The organism is Kitasatospora sp. NPDC023118 (assembly GCF_055560875.1).
Genome location: NZ_JBVHHW010000011.1, coordinates 116,334 through 138,693 on the forward strand (window position 1 = coordinate 116,334; position 22,360 = coordinate 138,693).

Annotated in this window: 24 protein-coding genes; 4 read left to right on the forward strand and 20 right to left on the reverse strand. The window is 74.2% G+C overall.

All coding sequences use genetic code 11. The features are described from left to right. Positions 1–11 precede the first annotated feature (11 nt). Entirely contained in the window at positions 12–1,463 is a 1,452-nt protein-coding gene (locus tag ACZ3UD_RS16630; RefSeq protein ID WP_465587229.1) for an aminopeptidase P family protein, read from the forward strand. A 101-nt stretch (positions 1,464–1,564) separates the two neighbouring features. Here ACZ3UD_RS16630 and ACZ3UD_RS16635 read toward each other — a convergent pair whose 3' ends face one another. From ACZ3UD_RS16635 to ACZ3UD_RS16645, 3 genes are read right to left on the reverse strand one after another with little or no spacing between them, the layout of a single operon-like run. Further along, on the reverse strand, positions 1,565–2,587 hold the full coding sequence (locus ACZ3UD_RS16635; protein ID WP_465587232.1) for a nitronate monooxygenase: 1,023 nt from the start codon (positions 2,585–2,587) through the stop codon (positions 1,565–1,567). A 49-nt stretch (positions 2,588–2,636) separates the two neighbouring features. After that, positions 2,637–3,263, reverse strand: coding sequence for a response regulator transcription factor (locus ACZ3UD_RS16640; RefSeq protein WP_465587235.1), 627 nt, complete (start codon positions 3,261–3,263; stop codon positions 2,637–2,639). Next, the gene (locus ACZ3UD_RS16645; RefSeq protein WP_465587237.1) at positions 3,260–4,465 is read right to left on the reverse strand and encodes a sensor histidine kinase; all 1,206 of its coding nucleotides are present in this window, start codon (positions 4,463–4,465) and stop codon (positions 3,260–3,262) included. The genes ACZ3UD_RS16640 and ACZ3UD_RS16645 overlap by 4 nt, the downstream gene beginning before the upstream one ends. A 164-nt stretch (positions 4,466–4,629) precedes the next feature. Between ACZ3UD_RS16645 and ACZ3UD_RS16650 the strand changes: the two genes are divergently transcribed. Further along, positions 4,630–5,706, forward strand: a complete 1,077-nt coding sequence (locus ACZ3UD_RS16650) for an ABC transporter permease (protein ID WP_465587240.1) — start codon at positions 4,630–4,632, stop codon at positions 5,704–5,706. Further along, entirely contained in the window at positions 5,703–6,383 is a 681-nt protein-coding gene (locus tag ACZ3UD_RS16655; RefSeq protein ID WP_465587243.1) for an ABC transporter ATP-binding protein, read from the forward strand. Before ACZ3UD_RS16650 ends, ACZ3UD_RS16655 begins: the two co-directional genes overlap by 4 nt. Before the next feature lie 208 nt (positions 6,384–6,591). Here ACZ3UD_RS16655 and ACZ3UD_RS16660 read toward each other — a convergent pair whose 3' ends face one another. Together ACZ3UD_RS16660 and ACZ3UD_RS16665 are read right to left on the reverse strand one after the other, a co-directional pair. Continuing rightward, the gene (locus ACZ3UD_RS16660) at positions 6,592–7,302 is read right to left on the reverse strand and encodes a GntR family transcriptional regulator (protein ID WP_465587245.1); all 711 of its coding nucleotides are present in this window, start codon (positions 7,300–7,302) and stop codon (positions 6,592–6,594) included. Between the two features lie 162 nt (positions 7,303–7,464). After that, the gene (locus ACZ3UD_RS16665; protein WP_465587248.1) at positions 7,465–8,382 is read right to left on the reverse strand and encodes an NAD(P)-dependent oxidoreductase; all 918 of its coding nucleotides are present in this window, start codon (positions 8,380–8,382) and stop codon (positions 7,465–7,467) included. Between the two features lie 105 nt (positions 8,383–8,487). On the opposite strand from ACZ3UD_RS16665, the gene ACZ3UD_RS16670 reads away from it, so the two are divergent. Continuing rightward, entirely contained in the window at positions 8,488–9,078 is a 591-nt protein-coding gene (locus ACZ3UD_RS16670) for a TetR/AcrR family transcriptional regulator (RefSeq protein ID WP_465587251.1), read from the forward strand. Positions 9,079–9,153: 75 nt separating this feature from the next. On the opposite strand, the gene ACZ3UD_RS16675 is transcribed toward ACZ3UD_RS16670, so the two are convergent. From ACZ3UD_RS16675 to ACZ3UD_RS16745, 15 genes are all read right to left on the reverse strand, one after another. Further along, positions 9,154–10,044 carry an ornithine cyclodeaminase family protein gene (locus tag ACZ3UD_RS16675; RefSeq protein WP_465587521.1) on the reverse strand — a complete coding sequence of 297 codons (891 nt, stop codon included), beginning with the start codon at positions 10,042–10,044 and terminating at the stop codon, positions 9,154–9,156. Between the two features lie 92 nt (positions 10,045–10,136). Beyond that, positions 10,137–11,183, reverse strand: coding sequence for a proline racemase family protein (locus tag ACZ3UD_RS16680; protein WP_465587254.1), 1,047 nt, complete (start codon positions 11,181–11,183; stop codon positions 10,137–10,139). A 35-nt stretch (positions 11,184–11,218) separates the two neighbouring features. Beyond that, complete coding sequence (locus tag ACZ3UD_RS16685) at positions 11,219–12,574, reverse strand: aldehyde dehydrogenase family protein (protein WP_465587257.1); 1,356 nt, start codon at positions 12,572–12,574, stop codon at positions 11,219–11,221. 37 nt (positions 12,575–12,611) lie between these two features. Further along, positions 12,612–13,616: a proline racemase family protein gene (locus ACZ3UD_RS16690; protein WP_465587260.1), complete on the reverse strand. Its 1,005-nt coding sequence runs from the start codon at positions 13,614–13,616 to the stop codon at positions 12,612–12,614. A 71-nt stretch (positions 13,617–13,687) separates the two neighbouring features. Continuing rightward, the gene (locus ACZ3UD_RS16695; protein WP_387622910.1) at positions 13,688–14,551 is read right to left on the reverse strand and encodes a dihydrodipicolinate synthase family protein; all 864 of its coding nucleotides are present in this window, start codon (positions 14,549–14,551) and stop codon (positions 13,688–13,690) included. Between the two features lie 143 nt (positions 14,552–14,694). Continuing rightward, a complete protein-coding gene (locus ACZ3UD_RS16700; protein ID WP_465587263.1) occupies positions 14,695–16,179 on the reverse strand; it encodes an FAD/NAD(P)-dependent oxidoreductase in 1,485 nt (494 codons plus the stop codon). Next, positions 16,160–16,483: a (2Fe-2S)-binding protein gene (locus tag ACZ3UD_RS16705; RefSeq protein ID WP_465587266.1), complete on the reverse strand. Its 324-nt coding sequence runs from the start codon at positions 16,481–16,483 to the stop codon at positions 16,160–16,162. The genes ACZ3UD_RS16700 and ACZ3UD_RS16705 overlap by 20 nt, the downstream gene beginning before the upstream one ends. Further along, entirely contained in the window at positions 16,480–17,661 is a 1,182-nt protein-coding gene (locus tag ACZ3UD_RS16710; protein WP_465587269.1) for an NAD(P)/FAD-dependent oxidoreductase, read from the reverse strand. Before ACZ3UD_RS16710 ends, ACZ3UD_RS16705 begins: the two co-directional genes overlap by 4 nt. A 119-nt stretch (positions 17,662–17,780) precedes the next feature. After that, positions 17,781–18,674: a twin-arginine translocase subunit TatC gene (tatC, locus tag ACZ3UD_RS16715; RefSeq protein WP_465587525.1), complete on the reverse strand. Its 894-nt coding sequence runs from the start codon at positions 18,672–18,674 to the stop codon at positions 17,781–17,783. 181 nt (positions 18,675–18,855) lie between these two features. Continuing rightward, positions 18,856–19,161 carry a Sec-independent protein translocase subunit TatA gene (gene tatA / locus ACZ3UD_RS16720; protein ID WP_465587272.1) on the reverse strand — a complete coding sequence of 102 codons (306 nt, stop codon included), beginning with the start codon at positions 19,159–19,161 and terminating at the stop codon, positions 18,856–18,858. A gap of 207 nt (positions 19,162–19,368) precedes the next feature. After that, positions 19,369–19,545 (reverse strand): hypothetical protein, encoded by a 177-nt coding sequence (locus tag ACZ3UD_RS16725; RefSeq protein ID WP_465587275.1) that lies wholly within the window; start codon positions 19,543–19,545, stop codon positions 19,369–19,371. 27 nt (positions 19,546–19,572) lie between these two features. Beyond that, positions 19,573–19,803, reverse strand: coding sequence for a hypothetical protein (locus ACZ3UD_RS16730; RefSeq protein WP_465587278.1), 231 nt, complete (start codon positions 19,801–19,803; stop codon positions 19,573–19,575). A 3-nt stretch (positions 19,804–19,806) separates the two neighbouring features. After that, on the reverse strand, positions 19,807–20,763 hold the full coding sequence (locus ACZ3UD_RS16735) for a helix-turn-helix transcriptional regulator (protein WP_316520336.1): 957 nt from the start codon (positions 20,761–20,763) through the stop codon (positions 19,807–19,809). After that, entirely contained in the window at positions 20,760–21,740 is a 981-nt protein-coding gene (locus ACZ3UD_RS16740; RefSeq protein WP_465587282.1) for a helix-turn-helix transcriptional regulator, read from the reverse strand. The genes ACZ3UD_RS16735 and ACZ3UD_RS16740 overlap by 4 nt, the downstream gene beginning before the upstream one ends. A gap of 199 nt (positions 21,741–21,939) precedes the next feature. Beyond that, positions 21,940–22,323 carry an FKBP-type peptidyl-prolyl cis-trans isomerase gene (locus ACZ3UD_RS16745; RefSeq protein ID WP_465587285.1) on the reverse strand — a complete coding sequence of 128 codons (384 nt, stop codon included), beginning with the start codon at positions 22,321–22,323 and terminating at the stop codon, positions 21,940–21,942. Between the last annotated feature and the right edge of the window lie 37 nt (positions 22,324–22,360).

Sequence of the window (22,360 nt, forward strand, 5' to 3'; positions counted from 1 at the left end):
GGAGTTCACCGGTGACCAACCCTCAGACCGGCCTCAACACCGGTAGCCACGACCTCCCGGTCTCCCCCGACCTGGACGCCTTCATGGGCGTTCGCTGGACCCCCACCCCGCTCCCCGCCGACCAGCGCGTCCCCGGCTACGACCGCTTTCCCGGCCGCCGGGCCCGGCTCTCCGCCGCCTTCCCCGGCGAGCGGCTGATCGTCCCCGCCGGACGCCTCAAGGTCCGCTGCAACGACCTGGATCACCGCTTCCGCCCACACAGCGCGTACGTCTGGCTCACCGGACTCACCGGCGAGGACCAGGCCGACCACGTCCTCGTTCTCGAACCGGCCGGCCCCGAGGGCCACGAACCGGTGCTCTACCTACGCCCGCGCTCCCCGCGCAGCGGCGGCGAGTTCTACCGCGACCGCCGCTACGGCGAGTTCTGGGTCGGCCGCCGGCCGGACCTCGCCGAAGCCGCCCGACTCACCGGGCTGCGCACCGAACACCTCGACGACCTCGGCAAGTTGCTCACCGGACCACAGCCGCCCACCCGGGTACTGGCCGGCACCGACGCCCTCGTCGACTCCGCCACCGGGCGCCCCCGCGCGGACCTGCGCGACGGCGAACTCGCCGCCGTCCTCGCCGAGTTGCGACTGATCAAGGACAGGTGGGAAATCGGACAGCTGCAACTCGCCGTCGACCACACCGTCACCGGCTTCGAGGACGTCGTCCGCGCCCTGCCCACCGCGCTGCGCCACCACCGCGGCGAACGCTGGATCGAGGGCGTCTTCGACCTGCGCGCCCGCGCCGAGGGCAACGGCACCAGCTACACCACCATCGCCGCCTCCGGCGCCCACGCCTGCGTTCTGCACTGGATCCGCAACGACGGCGCCCTCGACCCGAACTCCCTGCTCCTGCTGGACGCCGGCGTCGAGACCGACACCCTCTACGCCGCCGACATCACCCGCACCGTCCCCCTCAGCGGCGCCTTCACCCCGATCCAGCGCCAGGCCTACGACCTCGTCCTCGCCGCCCAGAGCGCCGGCATCGCCGCCCTGCGCCCCGGCGCCCGCTTCCGCGACTTCCACCAGGCCGCCATGCGCGTCATCGCCGAAGGCCTCGCCGACTGGGGCGTCCTCCGCGTCCCCGCCGACCAGGCCCTCGCCGAGGACAACGGCCTCCACCGCCGCTACACCCTCTGCGGCAGCGGCCACATGCTCGGCCTCGACTACCACGACTGCTCCCAGGCCCGCGCCGACCGCTACCTCGACGCCACCCTGGAGGAGGGCATGGTCCTCACCGTCGAACCCGGCCTCTACCTCCAGCCGGACGACGAAACCCTCCCCCTGGAACTGCGCGGCATGGGCATCCGCATCGAGGACGACCTGGTCATCACCGCCGACGGCGCCCACCTGATGTCCGCCGCCCTGCCTCGGACGGCCGGCGACATCGAATCCTGGATGGCGGATCTGTTGAATTGACCGTGAGGGCAGGGGGATCAGGCAACCTTGATCGTTCGCTCCCCCTGCCGAACGGTGACCTCGACCACTCCTCAACCGGCGCCAGAAGTGTGCCGGGCGCACTACCCCCGCGCGTCCCGCCACAGCTCCGCGACGATCCGCTCCGCCGGGCCCGTGCGCGCCAGCCGGTGGGCGGTGCCCGCCCAGAGGTGCATGGCGTCCGTGTCCCCGCGGCGGGTGGCGGCCGCACGCAGCGGGGCGGTGAGGTGGTGGACCTCAGGGTAGGCGGGCGGGGCGTACGGGCCGTGGCGGTCGATGAAGGCGTTGCGCAGGCCGCGGGCCGGGCGGCCGGTGAAGGCGCGGGTGACGACGGTCTCCGGCAGTTCGGCGAGAGCGGCCCGGTGGGCGGCCGAGGCGCCGGACTCGTCGGAACGCAGCAGCGCCGTCCCCAACTGCACCGCGACCGCCCCGGCCCGCAGCGCCGCCGCGATCGCCGGGCCGTCGCCCAGCCCGCCGGCGGCGATCAGCGGCATGGCGGTCACCGCCCGTACGGCGGGCAGCAGTTGCAGCAGCGGCGCCTCCCCCGGCAGGTCCGCGACCCGGTGGGTGGCGCGGTGCCCGCCGGCCTCCGGGCCCTGCACGCACAGCGCGTCCATCCCGACCGCCTCCGCCGCCCGCGCCTCCTCCGGCGTGGTGACGGTGCCGACCTGCAGCGTCCCCGCCGCCCGCAGCGCCGCCGCCTCCGCGGCCGTCGGCAGCCCGAAGGTGTACGAGACCACCGGCACCGGGTCCGCGAGCAGCGCCGCGAGCTTGGCCTCCCAGTCGTCCCGGTCCGGCCCGATCTCCTCCGGCAGCGCCACCCCCCACCGCTCGGCCTCCGGACGCAGCCTCTCCCGGTAGGCGGCGACCGCCGCCGGATCCCCGGGCGGGGCCGGGACGAAGAGGTTCACCCCGTACGGCCGGTCGGTCGACTTCCGTACGGCGGCGATCTGTTCGGCCATTACCTCGGCGCTCTGGTAGCCCGCGGCCAGGAACCCGAGCCCACCGGCCCGGTTCACCGCCGCCACCAGCTCGGGCGTCGAGGCCCCGCCCGCCATCGGGGAGCCGATCACCGGCACGGCAAGCTCGTCGAGACGGACGGTCATCGGGGCGCTCCTCACACTGCTACGGGCACGGACTGTTCCCACGCTACGCTCAGCGGATCAGCCCCCGCCCCCGTGCCTCCCGCACCGCCGCCGTGCGCGAGTCGACCCCCAACTTGGTGTAGATGTGCACCAGATGCGACTTCACGGTGGCCTGGCTCAGGTGCAGGTGCTGGCTGATCCGCTGGTTGGTCAGTCCGTCCGCGACCAGCCCCAGCACCTCGGTCTCCCGTGCGCTGAGCGCCGCCGCGGGCGCCCGCATCCGCTCCAGCAGCCGGTCCGCCACGCTCGGCGCCAGCGCGCTGCGCCCGGCCGCGGCGGCCCGTACCGCCCGGGCGAGTTCCTCGGGCGGCGCGTCCTTCAGCAGGTACCCGGTCGCACCGGCCTCCAGCGCCGGCAGGGTGTCCGCGTCGCTGTCGTAGGTGGTGACGACCAGCACCCGCGGCGCGCCCGCCCGGGCGGTGATCGCCGCCGTGGCCTGGGCCCCGTTCATCGCCGAGCCGGGCCCGAACTGCAGGTCCATCAGCACCACGTCGACCCCCGGCTCGGCCGCCAGCTCGACGGCCCGCTCGGCGGTGGCGGCCTCCGCCACGATGGCGAAGTCCGGTTCGCTCTCCAGCACCGCCCGCAGCCCGGCCCGCACCACCGGGTGGTCGTCGGCGATCAGCAGCCGGATCACGGGCCGACCTCCGCGGTGACCGGCAGCAGCACCGCCAGCGCCGTGCCCTCCCCGGGCGCCGACTCGACGGTGAAGCTGCCGCCGAGCGCCCGCGCCCGGGCCCGCATCGAGGGCAGCCCGAAGCCGCCGTCCCCACCCGTACGGCCGGCGACCGCTGCCGGATCGAACCCGGCCCCGTCGTCGAACACGTCCAACGCCACCTCGCCCTCCATGTAGCTGAGTGTCACCTCGGCCCGCGAGGCCTTCGCGTGCCGCACGGTGTTACCGAGCGCCGACTGCGCGATCCGCAGCAGCGCCACCTCCTGCGCGGCCGGCAGCCGGACCGGATCCCCGGAGACGTGCAGGTGGACGGGCAGACCGCTGTGCGCCGTGGTGGTCGCGCACAGCCGCTCCAGCGCGACCGGCAGCGGATCGCCGTCCAGGGCGGGCGGGGAGAGCGCCCGGACGAAGCGCCGGGCCTCGTCCAGGTTGTCCTGGGCGGCCTGCCGCGCCTGCTCGACGTACCCGGCGGCGGCCTCGGTGCGCTCGGGCAGCGCCCGCTGGGCGGCCCGCAGCAGCAGCTGGATGGAGCTGAGGCCCTGCGCGAGGGTGTCGTGGATCTCCCGGGCGAGGCGCTCGCGCTCGGCCATCACCCCGGCGGTGTGGTGGGCGGCGGCGAGGTCGGCGCGGGCGGCGGTCAGTTCGTCGATCAGCCGGCGCCGCTCCTCGCTCTCCCGGTACAGCGCCTGGTAGCCGAGCACGGTGGCGGTGGCGACGGCCGCGCCGAGCGCGGGCCCGATCGAGGCGGCGAGGCTGAAGCTGTGCTGGTGCCAGGACCAGGCGGCGATCGCCGCGGCCGCGGTCAGTCCGACGGCCACCGGCCCGCCGCGCCGCCCGAGCAGGTGCAGCTCCAGGAAGTACAGCGGGAACGCCAGCCACACCCCGTCCTGGGTGGCGACCAGCAGGCCCGTCCAGGTGACGCCGAGCAGCGCCAGCCAGAGCCCGGCGGCCCGCCGGGAGGTACGGACCGCGGCCAGCCTCGGCCCGACGGCGTACCCGGCGGCCATCGCGGAGGCCGCGGCGGCGACGGCGGCCGGATCGCCGCCCCGGTCGACGAAGACGGAGCGGGCGACGGCGAGCAGCAGCAGGCCCGCCACGAGCAGGTGCAGGCAGACCTGGAGGACGCGGGCGACGGGGGTGGTTCTGGATCGTTCGGTCGCCATCCCCCCAGCCTAAGTTCCGAGCCCGAGGCCCGGCATCAATCAAAAGGTTGAACTCCGCTTCTGCCCTTTGATGCCCAGGAAACCATCCCCGGCGCGATGCCCGCGCGGCCCCTTCTCGCAGACCGTGGTGGAGGAAGCACCGTCACTCGTCGGAAAGGCCCACCGTGTTCGTCGCCTGGAGGGATCTGAGGTTCGCCAAGGGGCGGTTCGCCCTGATGGGAACCGTCATCGTGCTGATCACCGTCCTGGTCGGCCTGCTGTCCGGGCTGACCGCCGGACTGGGCCGGCAGAACATCTCCGCGATCACCGGCCTGCGCGCCGACCACCTGGTCTTCGGCAAGCCCGCCGACGGGCAGAAACTCTCGTTCACCGACTCCCAGGTCAGCCCCGAGCAGTGGCAGGCCTGGTCCCGCGAGCCCGGCGTCACCTCCGCCCAGCCGCTCGGCATCACCACCACCAAGGCCGCCGCCGGGCAGCGCACCGCCGCGATCTCCGCCTTCGGCGTCCCGGACGGCTCCGACCTGGCCCCGCAGGGCGGCCGGATCGCCCCCGGCCAGGCCGTGCTGTCCAGGACCGCCGCCGAGAACCTGGGCCACCTCGCCCCCGGCGCCGGCTTCACCCTCGCCGGACACCGGCTACAGGTCGCCGTCGTCGACGGCGACGCCGCGTACAGCCACACCCCGGTGATCTGGACCAGCCTCACCGACTGGCAGCAGTTCGCCCCCGGCGGCGCCGGCCACGCCACCGTCATCGCCCTCCACACCGCGAAGGGCGCCGACCTCCCCGCCGCCGACGCCCGCCACGCCACCGTGACCCGCACCCGCGACGACGCCCTGGCCGCGATCGGCTCCTACACCTCCGAGAACGGCTCCCTCCAGCTGATGCGCGGCTTCCTGTTCGCCATCTCCGCGCTGGTCATCGGCGCCTTCTTCACCGTCTGGACGATCCAGCGCAGCGGCGACATCGCGGTGTTGAAGGCCCTCGGTGCCTCCACCCGCTACCTGCTGCGCGACGCCCTCGGCCAGGCCGTCCTGCTGCTCGTCCTCGGTACGGTCGTCGGCACCGCGATCGCCCTCGGCGCCGGCTCGCTGATCGGCTCCGCCGTCCCCTTCGTCCTGGACGCCCCGACCCTGCTGCTGCCCGCCGTCGTCATGATCGCCCTCGGCGCGATCGGCGCGGCCCTGTCCATCCGCCGGATCACCTCCGTCGACCCGCTGACCGCCCTGGGGAGCGCCCGATGAGTCTTGAACTCGACCGCATCACGTTGACCTACCCGGACGGCGACGGCCGGCTCACCGCCCTGGACGACGTGTCGCTGGCCGTCCCCAAGGGCTCGATCACGGCCGTGGTCGGCCCGTCGGGCTCCGGCAAGTCCAGCTTGCTGGCGGTGGCGGCCACCCTGATCACCCCGGACTCCGGCCGGGTCGTCGTCGACGGCACCGACACAGCAGGCCTCGGCCGCGCCGAGCTGACCTCCCTGCGCCGCACCAAGATCGGCATCGTCTTCCAGCAAGCCAACCTCCTGCCCGCGCTCACCGCCGTCGAGCAACTGCAGGTGATGGCCCACCTCGACGGCCGCTCCCCCCACAGCGCTCTCCCCCGCGCCCTCGAACTGCTGGACGCCGTGGGCCTGCGCGACCAGGCCACCCGCCGCCCCCACCAGCTCTCCGGCGGCCAGCGCCAACGCGTCAACATCGCCCGCGCCCTGATGAACGACCCCACGGTGCTGCTGGTCGACGAGCCCACCAGCGCCCTCGACCACGAACGCGGCGCCGCCGTCCTGGACTTGATCAGCGACCTCACCCACCGCCGGGCCACCGCCACGGTCCTGGTCACCCACGACCGCACCCACCTGACGGCCGTCGACCAGATCGCCGAAGTCCACGACGGCCGCCTGACGCTGCCGGCGGCGGTCTGAACCACTTCTTCGCGGTGAGCACGTCGTCCACCGAGAGCGCCACTGACACGCCAATCGACTCCGGCAGCGGGAACGACTGTCCAGGATGGTGGACGGCGTGCACCCAGTACTCGCCGTCCTGCGGGTCCGTGAGCACCATGACCCGCTGGGACGCGAGCGCCCTCCGACGCCCGATCTTCCACCTTCACCCGAACGAGTGGTTCAGCCCCTACCGAGCCCGCAGGCGCAGCGCCGGCCGCTCCGCCTCCGCCGCCTCGTCCTGGCCCGCCCAGAGCGACCGCACATGGCTGAGGTGCCGCGTCATGCACGCCTCCGCCGCGTCCGCGTCACCGGCCAGCATCAGGTCCAGCAGCTCCAGGTGCTCCTCCGCCGAGGACACCAGCTCGCCCTTCTCGTCGAGCCGCGTCAGCCCGTACAGCCGCGAGCGCTTGCGCAGGTCGCCGACCACGTCCACCAGTCGCGCGTTGCCCGCGAGCCCCAGCAGGTCGAGGTGGAACTGCCGGTCCGCCTCCAGGTAGCCGATCAGGTCGTGCTTGCGCGCGGCCGCGACGATCGCCTCGGCCTGGGGGCGCAGCCGCTCCAGCTGCTCCTTGGTCGCCGTGCGCGTCACCCGGCCGACCGTCGGGACCTCGATCAGGGCGCGGATCTCGGTGTAGTCGTCCAGGTCGCGCTCGGTGAGTTCGGTGACCCGGAAGCCCTTGTTGCGGACGGCCTCGACCAGCCCCTCCCGGGCGAGGTCGAGCATGGCCTCGCGGACCGGGGTGGCGGAGACGCCGAAGTCGGCGGCGAGCGCGGGGGCGGAGTAGACGACGCCGGGGCGCAGTTCGCCGGAGATCAGGGCCGCCCGGAGTGCGTGGGCGACCTGGTCGCGGAGCCGCTCCTGCACGGAGATCAGGGTGCGGGATTTGAGCTCGGCCATGGTGTTCCTCCGGGTGGGTGCAGAACACCAGCGTACAATGTCACGTTACGTTGAGCGCGCAACAGTCCGGGATCGAACACCCCGTCAACCCGCCGAGGCTCATGGTGGCAGCGGCCGCCGGCCGTGGCAACGGCCGACGGCACACGATCTGCTGCCGCACCGCTACCGCGCCCGCGACCCCGCCCGGAACCGCCCGACCAGCGAGGTCACGCTCGCCGCCCCGTCCCCCGCCTCGACGCCCCGCCGGAACGCCTCCGCGAGCAGCGCGGGCAGCGCGCCGTCGACCCCGGAGGCCTCCGCGGTGTGCCGGACGTGTTCGATGCTGGCGAGCCCCATCGCCAGCCGGTCGACGTCGCCGCGGTGGTCATCGGCCGCGATCCGCGGCGCGTAGAAGGCCTGGAAGCCCGGCAGCGAGGCGGCCGTCGAGCTCAGGTACGGCAGGAACTCCTCGGCCGAGATGCCGTTGGCCTCGGCGATCGCGGTGGCGTGCAGGTAGCCGACCAGCGAGGTCCAGAACAGGTCCATCTGGATCTGGTAGTACAGCTGCGCCAGCCCGGGGTCGTCGCCCCGGTAGTCGGCCCCGGTCAGCACCTCCAGCGCGGCCCGGTGCCGCTGGAACAGCTCGACCGGCCCGCTGTAGAAGGTGGACGACTCCGGGCTGCCGATGCCCGAGGGCGGCACCTGCACCCCGCCCGTCAGATGCCCGGCCCCGCGCTCGGCGAGCCACCCCGCCGCCTCCCGGGCCCGCTCCGGGGTGTCCGAGCTGAGGTTCGCGATCACCTTCCCGGCCACTACCCGCTCCGCCGACTCCAGTACGGCGAACACCGCGTCGTAGTCGGTGAGGCTGAGCACCACCAGCTCGCTGGCCGCCACCGCCGCCTCCACACTGGGCGCCAACTCGACTCCCCGGGCCACCAGTTGATCCGCTCGCTCCGCCGTTCGGTTCCACACCGTGACGGCGTAGCCGGCGTCCAGGTACGCCCCGGCCATGGCCTGCCCCATCGGGCCGAGCCCGATCACCGTCACGGACGCCTTCGGCTGCGGCTCAGCGGAAAGCCCGGCGGAAAGCTCAACAGACATACGGATACCCCTCCTCTAGAACGAACGCTCTATCCAGCGCCGGGAGCGACGCTAGCACAGCTCTGGAACGAACGCTCTATTCAGAAGGTCGGCTAGGATGCCCCCGTGAAGACCGCCGAGAAGACCAGCAGCGTCGGCACCCGCGAGCGAATCGTCCGGGCCACCTCCCGGCTACTGCAGCGCCAGGGCTACGAGGGCACCGGGATCAAGCAGATCTCCCGCGAGGCCGAGGCCACGCTCGGCTCCGTCTACCACTTCTTCCCGGGCGGGAAGCAGGAGTTGGCCGCCGAGGCGATCCGGCACGGGGACCAGGAGTTCGCCGTGATCCTGCGCGCCGGTCTCGGCTCGTCCGAGGACCTGACCGAGGCGATCACCGCCTGCACCACGCTGCTCGCGACCGAACTGCGCACCTCCGACTGGCAGGACGGCTGCCCGATCACCACCACCGCCCTGGAGACGGTCGGCCGCGCCCCGGTGATCGAGCAGTCGGTCGCCGAGGCCTTCGCCAACTGGCGGGCCATCGTGGAGGAACGCCTCCGCGCCGCCGGCATCGGTACCGAGGACGCCCGCGAACTGGCCGGTACCGTCATCAACACCTTGGAGGGCGCCGAACTCTCCGCCCAGGTCGCCCGCAGCGAGGAACCGCTGCACGTCGCCGGCAAGCACCTGGCACGCCTGCTCTCGACCTACCGCTGAAACACGAGGAAGAAGCCGGCCCGACGGGGGATCCCTTCCCGTCGGGCCGACTCCAGCTTCCTCGGCGACTGAACCTCAGGCTCGGCGGTAGTCCCGGTACACCTCCGCCGCCACCGCCAGGTCCTCCCAGGCCATCCCGACGCTCTTGAAGAACCGCGGCCGCCCGCTCGGCACCAGCGCGTCCCCGCGCACCAGCTCGGCCAGGTTCCACACCTGCCGTCCGCCCACGCCCGCCAGCATCAGGTCCCCGGCCTCCCGCGCCGCCGCCGTCCGCGCCTCGACGTACAGCTCGGCCCGCCCGACCAGCCCCTCGTCCACCTCCCGGGCATCCGGCTCGTGCGAGCCGACCGCCGCGACGGCCGCGTGCGCGGGCACCAGCGCGCCGTCGAACAGCGGCGTCCGCGCGGTGGTGCAGCAGACCACCACGTCCGCCCGCCCGACCGCCTCCGGCCCACCCATGCCGGCCGTAAGCCCTAGCCCCCGCCCGTACGCCACCACAGCGGAAGCCCGCCCGGGATCCCGCGCGACCACGGTGAGCCGGCGCAGCGGCCGGACGGCCAGCAGGGCGTCCAGGTGTCCGTACGCCTGCGGCCCGGAGCCGAACACCACCAAGTGCTCGGCCTCCGGCACCGCAAGCCGCGCCAGCGCCGCCGCCGTCACGGCGGGCGTGCGCAGGGCTGTGAGGGCCGCACCGTCCAGCACGGCCAACGGCTGCAGGGTGGGCCCGTCGAGCAGCAGGTAGCTGCCGGTGATCCGGGGCAGCCCGAGCGCCGGGTTGCCGGGCGCGACCCCGGCGATCTTGACGCCCGCGTACGGCCCGACGGCGGCCGGCATCAGCAGCAGTTCCCCCGCCGGCACCGGTACGGCCGACCGGGCGGGCGCCGCCTCCGGGTCGAACCCGTCCAGCAGCACCCGCTCGATCGCCCCCACCGCCCCGGCGGGCCCGACCCCGCCGGTGCCCGGCACGGCGTACTGGAGCGGCTCAGCCGCCGCACCGGGCAGCTCAGCACCGGGCAGCACGGCACCGGGCAGCACGGCACCGGGCAGCTCGGCACCGCTCAAAGCAGGAACCCCGTCCCCAGCGAGTCCCCCGGCTCCAGGACGAACCGGTGCTCCCCCGTGCGGAACGCCGTCCCGCCGACCTCGGTGACCACGCCATCCCCCAGCGGGTCGCCCCCGGCGAGGACCCGCCCGGTGAAGACCGTGCCGATGATCGACTCGTGCCGCAGTTCCTCCCCCGGCGCGAGCCGCCCCTCGGCGGCGAGTACGGCGAGCCGGGCGGAGGTGCCGGAGCCGCAGGGCGAGCGGTCGATCTGCCCGTCCGCGAACACGACGACGTTCCGCTGGCTCAACACACCATCAGCAGCAGGCAGTTCGTCGTACAGCACCACCCCGTACACGCCCGACAGCCGCGCGTCCGTCGGATGCGCGACCGCCTCCGAGCCGGCCAGCAGCGCCCTGATCTCCCGCCCCGCGGCGGTAAGTTCGGGCAGCAGCCCCGGCTCCACCGCGAGCCCGAGCGCCGCCGCCGGGACGGACGCGTAGCACGCCCCGGAGTGCGCCACCGCGACCTCGACCACCCCGCGCGAGGTGGTCACCAAAAGCTTCAACGCGCTGACCCGGCTGGGCACATTGCGGAAGGTGACCCCGGTGGTGCGCCCGCCGGCCCGCTGCACCAGGGCGGTGACCCGCCCGGAGGGCACGTCGATCCGCACCCGGGCCACGCCGTCGGCGGGGGCCGGGACCAGCCCGGAGTCCACCGCCCAGGCGCCGAGCGCGATGGTGCCGTGCCCGCAGGCCGTCGAGTAGCCGTCCTTGTGCCAGAACAGCACGCCCAGGTGCGCCTCGTCGTCGTCCGGCGGCACCAGGAACCCGCCGTACATCCCGGCGTGCCCGCGCGGCTCCCGGACGAGCAGCTGCCGTACGGTGTCCAGCGCGCTGGGCCGGGGCGCGGTGGCGCTGCCGCCCGCGCCGAGCGCGATGGCCCGGCGCTCGGCGACGCTGTCGCCGGGGATCGTCGGCGCGCCGTCCAGCACGATCCGGAACGGCTCACCGGCCGCGTGGTAGTCGACGGCCCGGACATCCATCAGGTGACGAACGTCCATCAGGCCACGGACATCCGTCAGGCCACCGACGTCCATCAGGCGCCACCGCCCGGCAGCACGCTGACCGTCCGGCTCACGGTGTAGAAGTCCAGTGCGGCCCGGCCCTGTTCGCGGTCGCCGTGGCTCGCGCCCTTGGTCCCGCCGAAGGGCAGGTGGAAGTCGACGCCGCTGGAGGGGGCGTTGACCCGGATCATGCCCGCGTCCAGCCGGTCGGCGGCGGCCAGCGCCACGTCCAGGCTGCGGGTGTGCACCGAGGTGGCGAGGCTGTGCGGGGTGTCGTTGGCGAGCGCGATCGCCTCGTCCAGGTCGGCCGCCGCGTGCAGCACCGCAATCGGACCGAAGAACTCCTCGCGCGCCAAGGGGTGTTCGCCGGGCACGTCGGTGAGCAGGGTCGGCTCGACGTACCAGCCGGCCCGCTCGGGGATCCGTCCGCCGGTGAGCACGCTCGCCCCGGCCGCGACGGCCGACGAGACCGCCCCCATCACCCGCTCCCGCGCGGCGGCGTTGATCACCGGCCCGCACACCGCGTCGTCCACCGCCGCCAGCGCCTTGACCAGGGCCTCGCGCAGCGGCTCGTGGGCCGCGCCGACCGCGATCACCCGGCTGGTGGCGGTGCACTTCTGCCCGGCGTACCCGGCGACGGCGGCCGCGATGTGGGCGGCGGCCAGCTCCACGTCCGCATCCGGTAGCACCAACGCGGCGTTCAGCCCGCCGAGTTCGGCCTGCACCGGCACCCCGCGCCCGGTCGCCGCCCGCACCACCGCCCGCCCGACCCCGGTGGAGCCGGTGAACGACACCACGTCCGCCGCGTCGACCAGCGCCGCGCCCTCCTCGGCCCCGCCCGGCAGCACCGTCAACACGTCGGCGGGCAACCCGGCCAGTTCCGCTAGCCGCAGCGCGCACGCCGTCGCCTCCGGCGCGGGCTTGAGCACCGCCGTGTTCCCGACCGCCAGCGCCGGCGCGGCCTTCCAACTGGGGATCGCCAGCGGGAAGTTCCACGGCGCGATCAGCCCGGCCACCCCGTACGGGCGCCGCCGGGTGAGCAACAGCCCGGGCCCGGCGGCGGTCTCGTGCACCGCCCCGGACGGCGCGTACGGCGCCTGCGCGTAGTACCGCCAGATCGCCGCCGTCCGGGCGACCTCGCCGCGCGCCTCGGCGAGCGGCTTGCCGACCTCGCGCACGATCAGCGCGGCCAGCTCCTGTGCGTGCGCCTCGACGGTCTCGGCGATCCGCCCCAGCGCTGCCGACCGGACGCCCGCCCCGGCCCCGAGCCAGCCGCCCTGCGCGGCCCGGGCCCGTCCGACGGCAGCCCGCACGGCCTCGGCGCCGGGCGCCTCGACGGCGACCACGAGGTCGCTCGGATCGGCCGGATTGTACGAGGTGATGGTCACAACTAGCAGCCCTTCGGAGCGAGTTCAAAACGGAGCGTCAGAGCAGGAAACCCGCCGGGAACGGGTCGTCCGGGTCGAGGAAGTACTGGGCGGTGCCGGTGATCCAGGCCCGCCCGGTGACGGTGGGCACCACGGCGGGCCGCCCGGCCACCTCGGTCTCCTCGACCAGCCGCCCGGTGAAGGTCGTCCCGATGAAGGAGTCGTTGCGGAAGTCCCGCTCCAGTGGCAGTTCGCCGCGCGCGTGCAGCTGTGCCATCCGCGCCGAGGTGCCGGTGCCGCAGGGCGAGCGGTCGAACCAGCCGGGGTGGATGGCCATCGCGTGCCGGGAGTGCTCGGCGGTGGAGCCGGGGGCGAGCAGCTGGACGTGGTGGCAGCTGTGGATGGACGGGTTCTCCGGGTGCACCGGCCGGTCCGGGCCCGCGTTGACGGCGGCCATCAGCGCGAGGCCGGCGTCCAGGATCTCCTGCTTGCGCTCACGCTCGAACGGCAGCCCGAACTCGGCGAGCGGCAGGATGGCGTAGAAGTTGCCGCCGTACGCGAGGTCGTAGCCGACCGTGCCGTACCCGGGCACCTCGATCTTGCGGTCCAGCGCCACGGAGTACGAGGCGACGTTGCGGATGGTCACCGCCTTGGCGGCGCCGTCCTCGACCAGCACCTCGGCGACCACCAGCCCGGCGGGCGTGTCCAGCCGCACCGTGGTGACCGGCTCGACCACCGGCACCATCCCGGTCTCGACCAGCACGGTGGCCACCCCGATGGTGCCGTGCCCGCACATCGGCAGCAGTCCGGAGACCTCGATGTAGAGCACCCCGAAGTCGGCGTCCGGCCGGGTCGGCGGCTGCAGGACGGCACCGCTCATCGCGGCGTGCCCGCGCGGCTCGTACATCAGCAGGGTACGGAAGTGGTCCAGGTGCTGCTGGAAGTGCACCCGGCGCTCGGCCATGGTGGCTCCGGGGATGACGCCGAAGCCACCGGTGATCACCCGGGTCGGCATGCCCTCGGTGTGCGAGTCGACGGCGTGGAACACGTGACGGCTGCGCATGGCTCACAACTCCCATGTGGTAGCGGTTGGTTGAGGCCGGCTGCCCCCGCAGCCGGCCGGGCGGTCACGGACTACGCGAGCCCCTCGGCCAGCGCCTTCTCGGTGGCCGCGCGCACGGCCGCCTCGACCTCCGGCGCCAGCGGCTGCCGCGGCGCCCGGACCGGACCGCCGGGGCGCCCGGCGATGTCCATGGAGAGCTTGATGGCCTGGACGAACTCAGTCTTGGAGTCCCAGCGCAGCAGCGAGTGCAGCGACTTGTACAGCGGCAGCGCGATCTCCAGGTTGTGCTCGACGGCCGCGCGGTAGAGCGCCACCGAGGCCTCCGGCAGCGCGTTCGGGTATCCGGCGATCCAGCCGACCGCACCGGCCAGCGCCAGCTCCAGCAGCACGTCGTCGGCCCCGATCAGCAGGTCCAACCCGGGGGCCAGCTCGGCGAGTTCGTACGCCCGGCGGACGTCCCCGCTGAACTCCTTGACCGCCACGATCGAGCCCTCGCCGTGCAGTCGGGCGAGCAGCGCGGGCACCAGGTCGACCTTGGTGTCGATCGGGTTGTTGTACGCGACGACGGGCAGGCCCGCCTTGGCGACCTCCGCGTAGTGCGCGCGCACCGAGTCGTGGTCGGCCCGGTAGGCGTTCGGCGGCAGCAGCAGGACGGAGCCCGCCCCCGCCTCGGCGGCCTGCTCGGCCCAGCGGCGGGACTCGGCGCTGCCGTACGCGGCGACCCCGGGCATGACCCGGGAGCCGTCGCCGGCCGCCTCGATCGCCACCTCGACGACCCGGGCGCGCTCCTCGGCGGTGAGCGTCTGGTACTCGCCCAGCGAGCCGTTGGGGACGACGCCGTCACAGCCGGACTCGATCAGCCAGCGGACGTGCTCGGCGTAGGCGTCGTAGTCGACGGAGAGGTCCGGGCGCAGCGGGATCGCGGTGGCGACCATGACGCCACGCCAGGGACGAGTGGTGTCGTGCGGGGTGATGGACACGTTGAGCTCCTTGGTGAGGTGTGACATTTTATAAAACGGAACAGGCCGGAGACAAGAGTCCCCGCCCCGCGCGTTCGACGGACTGCCGGATTGCCGGACTAGCCGTCACCCGACGCCGAACCTGGGGTCGAACCCGGGGTCGACCCCGAACCGGACGCCGGACCCGGGCCCGAATCCGACACCGGTCCCCCCGCCGCCAGCTGCGCCAGCGGCACCGGGCAGGCCAGCGGCCGCCGATCAGCCCCGGACTCCACGGCACCCGACAGACAGGCCACCGCCGGACCGCACATCCGCCCCTGGCACCAGCCCATCCCCGCCCGGGTGAGCAGCTTGACGGTCCGGGGATCGCCCGCGCCCAGCTCCTCCACCGCCTCCCGGATCCGCGCGGCCGGCACCTCCTCGCACCGGCACACATCGGTCTCCGGCCGCAGCCACCCGGGCCAGCCGGCCCCCGGCCGGTGGGCGGTCGCCATCAGCTCGGCGAAGGCCCGCAGCCGTGCCCGCCGGCGCCGCAGCGCGGGCTCCGGCAGCGCCCCGGCGATCGCGTGCGCGGCCAACTCCCCCTCGACCAGCGCGAGGTCCGCGCCGCCGACGCCGTTGGTCTCCCCCGCCGACCACAGCCCCGGCACCGAGGTGCGCAGCCTGGCGTCGACCCGCAGCGCGACCGCCCCGTCCGGCCCGGTCAGGGTGTCGGCGCCCAGCTCGGTGGCGAGGTCGATCTGCGGCAGCAGCCCGTGCCCGACGGCCAGCGCGTCGCAGTCGATCCGCCGCTCGGTGCCGGGGCGCGGCCGCCAGTCGGCGTCCAGCCGGGCCACCGTGACCGCGGTGACCCGGTCCGTCCCGTGTGCTTCCACGACGGCGCTGCGCCGCCGCAGCCGGACCCGGTGCCGCAGCAGCGCACTGCCGTGCCCGGCGCCCTCGACCAGCTTGGCGGGGACGGCCGCCAGCACGCCGGGGCGCCGGGCGTACCCGAGGTAGTCGCCCGCCTCGACCACCGCCGGGACCTCCGCCCCGGCACTGACCAGCGAGGAGGCCGCCGCGAGCAGCAGCGGCCCGCTGCCGGCCACCACGATCCGCCGCCCGGGCAGCACCAGCCCGGCCTTGAGCATCGCCTGCGCGCCGCCCGCGGTGACCACCCCGGGCAGGGTCCAGCCGGGGAAGGGCAGCTGCCGCTCGTACGACCCGGTGGCGAGCAGCACCGTCCGGGCCAGGACGGTGTCCCGGTCGGTGGCCTGCGGCCCACGGGTGACGTGCACCGCGAAGCCGTCCCCGGTCCGCTCCAGCGCCCAGACCTGATGGCCGCCCCGGAACTCGGCCCGCTCGGCGGAGTCGAGCCGCGAGGCCAGCCCGGTGTAGGTCGACCAGCCGTGGTGCAGCCGGTCCGGACGGGCCGCGCCCAGTCCGGGCGCGGGGTGCCGGTAGTACTGCCCGCCGGTGCTCTGCCCGCCGTCCAGCAGGACGCAGCTCAGCCCGAGCTCGGCGGCGGTGACGGCGGCGGCCAGCCCGGCGGGCCCGGCTCCGACCACCGCGAGGTCGTAGCGGGAGTCACGGGGGTCACGGGGGTCAGACGGCGAGGTCGGCACGGCCGTGGCCCTCCTGGGTGGTGACGACGGTGCCCGGCTCGGCGGGCAGCAGACAGGTGCGCTGGTTGGGGCGGCCGTCCACGGTGGCCAGGCAGTCGAAGCAGGCACCGATCCCGCAGAACGCCCCGCGCGGGCGCCCGCCGATCCGGGTGGTGCGCCAGGCGAGCACGCCGTCGGCCCAGAGCGCGGCGGCGATCGACTGCCCGGGCAGGGCGGGGACGGGCCGCCCGTCGAACTCGATGCGGTGGGCGGGCCCGGGCCGGGCCTCGACCAGCCCGGCGGGGGTGCGGGGACGACGGGTCACGGCTTCTCCAAGGAGTCTGACGCGGCCGGGAACCGGTCCGCACGGAACGGCGCGAGGTCCAGCTCCGGCTGCTTCCCGGTCAGCTGCTCGCTGATCAGCAGCCCGGTGGCCGGCGCCAGCCCGATCCCGGCGCCCTCGTGGCCGCAGGCGTGGTGGAGCCCGGGCACCCGGGGGTCGGCCCCGACGGCGGGCAGGTGGTCCGGCAGGTACGGGCGGAAGCCCCGGTAGACGCGCATCACGGCGACGTCCGCGAGCACCGGGAACAGCGCCGCGGCCTGGCCGGCCAGTCGGCGCAGCACCTCCTGGGAGAGGGTGCGGTCGAAGCCGACCCGCTCCCGGCTGGCCCCGATCAGCACCGGCCCGCCGGGGGTGCCCTCGACCACGGCGGAGGTCTGCAGCCCGGCCGAGCCGCTGGCGACGTCGGCCACGTAGTCGGCGGCGTAGACCTTGTGCCGGACGATCCTCGGCAGCGGCTCGGTGACCAGCACGAAGCCGCGCCGGGGCAGCACCGGCAGGTGCACTCCGGCGAGGGCGGCCAGCTCGCCGCCCCAGGTGCCGGCCGCGTTGACCACGGCGGGCGCGGCCAGCCGGCGCCGGTCGGTCCGAACGCCGCGCACCGCGCCGTCCGGTCCCCGGTCCACGGCCGTCACGCTCTCCCCGGTGATCAGCTCGGCGCCCATCCGGCGGGCCTCGCGCAGCAGGTGGGCGGCGGCCAGGGCGGGCTGGACCTGGGCGTCCTGGGGGTAGTGGAAGCCGCCGGCCAGCCCGGGGGCGAGGTGTGGCTCCAGCTCGCGCAGCCGCTCGGCCGGGACCTCCTCGGCGGCCACCCCGGCTGCGGCCTGCCCGGCGGCGAAGGCCCGCAGCGCCTGCTGCCCGGCCGCCGTCGAGGCGACCACCACGCCGCCCTTGGGCTCGTACTCCACGACCGGACCGAGGTCCTCGGCGAGTTCGCGCCAGAGCCGGGTGCTGAGCAGGGCGAGGTCGAGCTCGGGCCCGGGTTCCTTGTCGGAGACCAGCAGGTTGCCCTCGCCCGCCCCGGTGGTGCCCCCGGCCACCGGCCCGCGGTCGACGACGGCGACGGCGAGCCCGGCACGGGCGGCGTAGTAGGCGCAGGCGGCGCCGACGACTCCGGCGCCGACCACGACGACGTCCAGGGGAGGTCTCTGGGTCTTCAGCACGCGCAGTAATATGTCACATTCCATCGGCGCTGCCAAGACCGCCCGGAGCGGCAGGGCCGCAAAAAGCCCCGGCCCGCCGCGGGAGGCGGCGGGCCGGGGCTTCACGAGGCACTACCGGCTCAGGTGATGTCGTCCATCTGCTCGTGCCGCGCGGCCGCCACCGGCGCGGCACTGGCCGTCGGCGCCGCCGAGGCGCTCACCGACTCCGCACCGTCGACCTCCTGCACCGTGAGGTCCAGGTGCGAGGCCTCCTCGTCGTCCAGGTCGGCGTCCGGGTTGTTGCGCCGCTTGCGCCGGTCGTTGAGCAGCGCGACGGCCACCGCGGCGAAGTACAGCGCCCAGATCGGCATGGCCAGCAGCAGCATGCTGACCGGGTCGGCGCCCGGAGTGGCGAACGCGGTGAACACGGTGATGCCCATGACCATCCCGCGCCACCAGCTGAGCAGCCGCTTGCCGGTCACGATGCCGACCATGTTGAGCATCACCAGCAGCAGCGGGAACTCGAAGCCCAGACCGAAGACCAGCACCATCCGGGTGGCGACGTCGAAGTAGTCCTCGGGCGGCAGGATCGGCGTCGTGTCGCTCGGGGTGAACGAGATCAGCATCTCGACCATGGTCGGCATCACCCAGATGGCGCAGGCCACGCCCGTCAGGAACAGCGGGGCGCCGCAGGCCATGAAGATGACCGCGTACTTCTTCTCGTGCTTGTGCAGACCGGGCGCCACGAAGGCCCACACCTGGTACAGCCAGACCGGGACGGCCGCCACCACGCCCGCGGTCAGCGCGACCTTCAGCATCCAGTTGAAACCGGCGGTGAGGCCGATGTTGGACACCTGGGCGCAACGACCGTGGTAGTCGCCCGAGTTCTGCTTGTCGCACTGCGGCAGCGGCTCGAGCAGGAAGTGCTCGATCTGCTTGTGGTAGATCGCCGCGATGATCGCGAACAACACGATCGCCAGGACCGACTTGACCACGCGGTTGCGCAGTTCCCGCAGGTGGTCGGCGAGGGCCATCCGCCCCTCAGGATCCTTGGGCGCCTTCGACGCCTTGGAGAGCTTGCTCAACCCCGGTCCTCAACTCGTGCGTCGAGGCCCGCCGGTCGACGGGCCTCCATGGTCGCGTGCGTCGCGTGCGCGGCCTGCGTCGCGTACACCACGTTCGTCACGTACGTCGTGTACATCACGTACGCCGCGCTCAGCGCGGGCGGTCGTCGGGCGCGGACGGCCCGGCGCTCGGCTCGGCCACCGGCCGGGCCGTGGCCGACGCGCCCGGAGCCGTCTGGATGGTCTTGGCCGACGACCGCGCCGCACCCTCGACCCGCGGCGCGGCCGGCGCCGCGCTCCCGGCCGAATCGCCGTCCGAGCGCATCGCCTTGGTCTCGCTCCTCAGGATCCGCAGCGCCTGCCCCAGCGAACGCGCCAGATCGGGCAGCCGCTTGGATCCGAACAGCACGATGGCGAACACCGCGATCACCACGATCGCGGTCACCGACAAGCGCATGCGCCGACCACCTTCAGCCTCCGCGGCCCGACAGGCCGCCCGCCGCGGATGGTAACCGCTGCGGATGACGCCCCGACGACGGCCGCCCGAACAGGACAGCGGCCCCCGGTTCGCAGTTCAGGAGCCACCTGAGAGCGTAACCCGCCCCTACGTCCGAACAGCAGCCCCGTACCGCCGATGCCCCGGGTGTGCTACCCGAAATTCCACCTAACGGTTCGGAACCGCCGAGGCAAGGTCCTGCGCCGCCTCGGTCAGCGCCCGCGAGGCCGCGTCCACGCCCTTGGCCAGCGCCCGTACGTCCGCCCAGAGCCGGATCGCGAGGACCCCGAGAACCAGCAGGCCCGCGGTGGCGAGCAGGACGGCGGCGACGAGCATCCAGGACATGCGCCCCACCCTATCGCCAGGTGCGCGCTACCCCTCGGCCGGGACGAGCCGCATGGTGCGGACCCCCGCCCCGGTGAGCGCCTCGACGATCTTCTCCCCGGCCGACTTGCGCACCGCCGCCCCGCAGAGCGGGCAGCCGAAGCTGTAGTGCGCCTGCGCCGGGGTCCGACCGAGGGTCAGCCGGAACTCCTCGGCCGGGAGCTCCACCTTCTCCCGGCACTCCGAGCAGTACACCTTGAATCTGGTCCCGGGCTCCACCGGTCAGACCTGCCCCTCCCCGTAGGCGGCCAGCGCCTCCCGCGCTGCCGAGCGCGCCTGCTCGGCCAGCTCGGGCGGCGAGACGATCCGGCCGTCCCGGCCCAGCCGCAGCGCCAGCGGGCGCAGCTGGGAGGGGTCGGCGCTGCGCAGGGTGATCCGCAGCCCGCCGTCGGGCAGTTCCTCGGCGCGGTCGTGGGTGTAGTACTCGGCCACCCAGCGCCCGCCGGAGGAGACCTCCACCACCACCTCGGGGTCGTCCGCCGCCGGGTTGACCAGCCCGCCGCTCAGGTCGCGCGGCTCTCGCCGGGGCGGGTCGGCCGGGACGTCCAGGACGCGGATCTCGGCGACCCGGTCCAGCCGGAACATCCGGTGGTCCTCGGAGGTGCGGCACCAGGCCTCGAGGTAGGTGTGGCCCTCGGTGAGCAGCCGGATCGGGTCGACCTCGCGCTCGGTCATCCCGCCGCGCCCGTGCGAGTAGTAGCGCAGCCAGAGCCGGCGGCCCTCGCTCAGCGCGCGGTCGATGTCGGCGAAGACGTGGCTCTCGGCCTCGAAGGTCACGCCGACCCGGGCGCTGCCCTCGGCGCTCTCCCCGGCCGCGTTCTCGATCTTGGCGACGGCCCGGGTGAGTGCCTCCCGGTCCCCGGCCCGCAGGCCCGGCAGCCCGGCCACCGCGCGGGCGGCCACCAGCAGCGCGGTGGCTTCGTCGGCGGCCAGCCGCAGCGGCTGGGCCACGTCGTCGACGTTGTGCCACCAGATCCGCTCGCCGTCGGTGTCGATGTCGAGCAGGTCGCCGCCGCGGAAACTGGTGCCGCACATCGGCAGCACGTTGAGGTCCCCGATCAGCTCGCGCTCGGAGATCCCGAAGGCGCGGGCCACCTCGGCGACCTCGGCCCCGGGCCGCTCGCGCAGGTAGGTGACCAGCGACAGCATCCGTCGCGTCTGGTCGATCGCATTGCTCATGCCCGTACGTCCTCCGAGTCCAGCCCCGCGACCGCCCGCAGCCGGTCGATCACATCCGCCCGCAGCTCCTCCGGCCCGAGCACCAGCACGTCCGGCCCGAACTCCGCGAGGTCGGCGCCCAGCCCGTTGCCGTACGGGATCTCCAGCTCGTCCCAGCCCTCGTCCACCCGGCTGCTGTTCAGCGCCTTGGTGCGCAGCGGGAAGCCTGCGCCCCGGCGGACCCGGACGGTCGCGGTGGCGGTGGCGCCCTCCCCGGCGAACTTGGCCACCGTGGCCCGCACGTCCACGTGCTCGGGCACCGTCCCGAGGAAGGCCCCGTTCTTCGCCTTCACCTTGCCGGTGATCCGGCTGAGCCGGAACACCCGGGCGTCGCCCCGGTCGCGGTCGTACCCGGCCAGGTACCAGTGCCCGCGCCAGCACTCCAGCGCCCACGGCTCGACGCTGCGCTGCTCGACGGCGGCGGCCCCGGCCTTGCGGTACTCGAAGGTCACCGGACGGCGGTCCCGGGCGGCGGTGAGCAACGGCTCGAACGCGGCCTCCCGGGCGGGGATGCGCGGCTCCAGGGCGGTCCGGCCCTCGGCCTCGCCGAACGGCACCCCGGCCGCGCGCAGCTTCTGCAGCGCGCCGCTGGCCGCACCGGACATCTTGGCCTGCTGCCAGACCCGGGCGGCCAGGGTGAGCGCGGCGGCCTCCTCGGCGTCCAGCGCGATCTCGGGCAGCCGGTTGCGGTCGGCGCGGGCGAGGTAGCCGAGCTCGCCGTCCAGGGCGCTCTCGTCGACGTCGATCACCAGGCCGAGCTCGCGCAGGTCGTCCTTGTCCCGCTCGAACATCCGGTTGAAGGCGTCCTCGCTGCTGTTCTGCCAGGCTTCGCGGTACGCCTCGATGGATTCCCGCAGCTCCTTCTTGGAGAGCGGACGTCTGGTGTTCATCAGGCACAGGGCGAGATTCATCAGCCGCTCTGCCTTGGCGATCGCCATCGCTGACCCTTCCGGTGTGCCGCGCCGCGCGCGGGGTGCGCCAACCGGGCGATCCTCACCCGGCGGGACCGACCGTACCGGTAGCGGTACGCACTGCAAAAGCCGCGTCCCACGCCTGATCCCCACGACGTGCCGTTCGGGCCCGAACACGGCCTCGGGCCGGGCCCCCGGAGGGGTCCGGCCCGAGGTCATGGCAGGCTCAGACGGCCAGCAGGTCGACCACGAAGATCAGGGTCGAGTGCGGCGGGATGAGCGGCGACGGCGACTGGGCGCCGTAGGCCAGGTGCGAGGGGATGGTCAGCTCGCGGCGGCCACCGACGCGCATGCCGGCCACACCCTGGTCCCAGCCCTTGATGACCCGGCCGCCGCCGAGCGGGAAGCGGAACTCGTTGGGGCTCCGGTTCCAGCTCGCGTCGAACTCCTCGCCGGTCTCGAAGGTCACGCCGACGTAGCGGACGCTGACGTTCTGACCCTTCTTGGCCTCCGCGCCGTCGCCCACGACGATGTCACGGATCTGCAGCTCCGTCGGGGCGTCGCCGATCGGGAAGTCGATCTCAGGCTTCTCGTTGAGGTTGACGCTCACAGTCCCTCTTCTCACGTTCGCGTTGCTTACACGACCA